This is a genomic window from Dokdonella sp. (assembly GCF_049593775.1).
GTDB lineage: Bacteria > Pseudomonadota > Gammaproteobacteria > Xanthomonadales > Rhodanobacteraceae > Dokdonella.
Window position 1 is genome coordinate 1 of sequence record NZ_JBAWHJ010000113.1, and the last position, 1,937, is coordinate 1,937.

Annotated in this window: 2 protein-coding genes; both read left to right on the plus strand. The window is 59.2% G+C overall.

Features of this window, described 5'->3' with window-relative positions; genetic code table 11:
* The coding region (locus tag WBP53_RS03815) for a carbonic anhydrase (RefSeq protein ID WP_423926102.1) at positions 1 to 583 on the plus strand (583 nt) is incomplete at its 5' end.
* A gap of 100 nt (positions 584 to 683) precedes the next feature.
* Positions 684 to 1,937: ergothioneine biosynthesis protein EgtB (gene egtB / locus WBP53_RS03820; RefSeq protein ID WP_423926104.1), on the plus strand; the 1,254-nt coding region annotated here is incomplete at its 3' end.

Consider the following 1,937-nt stretch of genomic DNA (forward strand, 5'->3'; position numbering starts at 1 on the left):
GAAAGATGGCAACCAGCGTTTCGTCGCCGAGTTGGGTGGCGGAGAAGGCCAGAGCAGTGAGCAGCGCCGGCGTGCGTTGATCACCAAACAGGAACCCTTTGCGATCATTCTTGGATGCTCGGATTCCCGCGTACCGGCCGAACTCGTATTCGACCAGGGACTGGGCGATCTCTTCGTCATTCGAGTCGCCGGCAACATTGTGGCGCCGTCGCAAATTGGCAGCATCGAGTTCTCGGCGACCCAGCACGGCACGCGGCTGGTGGTGGTGCTCGGTCACTCTCAGTGCGGTGCCATTCTGGCCACGATTCAGGAGCTCGGGCGGCGCTCGGAAGACCAGTCACGCAATCTTCAGTCCATCGTCAATCGCGTGCGGCCATCGGTCGAGGCGTTGATGGAAACCGAGATTGCGAAGAATCCCGAAGAGCTCGTGCGCCGCGCCGTGCGCAACAATATCCGCATGTCGGTCAATCAATTGCGTCATGGTTCCGATATCCTCGAGAATCTTGTCGAGAACGAAGGATTGCAGATTGTTGGTGCGGAATATTCTCTGGAAACCGGTGTTGTCGAGTTTCTCGACCATTGAGCCCGGCGGGCCGGAATCCATGACAAGAACACACGCCCTTCACTTGGGGTAAATGTGCGTCGAGGACAATGCGCACAAGCCCGCGGAACGAGGGACTTCCATGCTCGAATCCGAAAACTTGAGTGACGCCATGCCAGCGTCGACGTCACCGCGCAAGGCCGAGAGCCTGCAAGAAGCCTTTCGTCGGGTGCGCAGGGCAAGCCTTGAGCTGATCGTTGATCTTGCTCCCGAAGACACGGTGCCGCAGTCGATGCCGGAAACCAGTCCGGTCAAGTGGCACCTCGCCCATACCACATGGTTTTTCGAGCAATTTCTGCTGGGTAGCTCGGCTGGCTATCGGCCATTCAACGCAGAATGGATGTTCCTGTTCAATTCCTACTACCAGTCGGTTGGCCCGATGCATGCGCGCCCTCAGCGCGGCCTGCTGACCCGGCCGACATTGGCCGAGGTGCTCGAATACCGGTCGATCGTGGATGAACGCATGGCCATGCTGCTTGAGCAACCGGGCAGCCATGATGAGGTGGTGATTCTTGGACTCAATCACGAGCAGCAGCATCAGGAACTGCTGTTGACCGACATCAAGCATCTGTTCTCGATCAATCCCTTGCTGCCTGCTTTTCGCAAGAGCCACCTGGCGCACGAGAGCGTGGGTTTGCCGCTCAGTTTCATCAGCGGCAAGGATGGCATCGTCGACATTGGACACGACGGATCGGGTTTTGCATTCGACTGCGAATCGCCGAGGCATCGCGAACTGTTGCACCCGCACGCGATCGCCAATCGGCCGGTCAGCAATGCCGAATACGCCGAGTTCGTCCGTGACGGCGGCTATCGCACACCTGCATTGTGGATGTCGGAGGGCTGGGACACGGTATGCGAGCGTGAATGGAGTCGCCCGCTGTACTGGACCGAAGATCTGTGCCGCGAATTCAGCCTTGCGGGTCTGGTCGAGATTGATGCCAATGCGCCGGTCAGCCACGTCAGCTTTTACGAGGCTGATGCCTATGCGCGCTGGGCAGGTGCGAGGCTGCCAACCGAGGCGGAGTGGGAACACGCTGCGCAAGAGACCGACAGTGCCAAAGGAAATTTCCTCGACAGCGGTCACCTGCATCCGGTTGCCGTGAAGCCGGCAAAGGGGCTGCAACAGATGTTCGGCGATGTCTGGGAATGGACTTCGAGCCCCTATATCAACTATCCGGGCTACCGCGCTCTTTCGGGTGCCCTGGGTGAATACAACGGGAAGTTCATGTGCGGGCAGTATGTGTTGCGTGGCGGCTCGTGCGCGACACCGGCTGGTCACATGCGAGCTACCTATCGCAACTTCTTCGCCCCCGCCGATCGATGGCAATTCATGGGG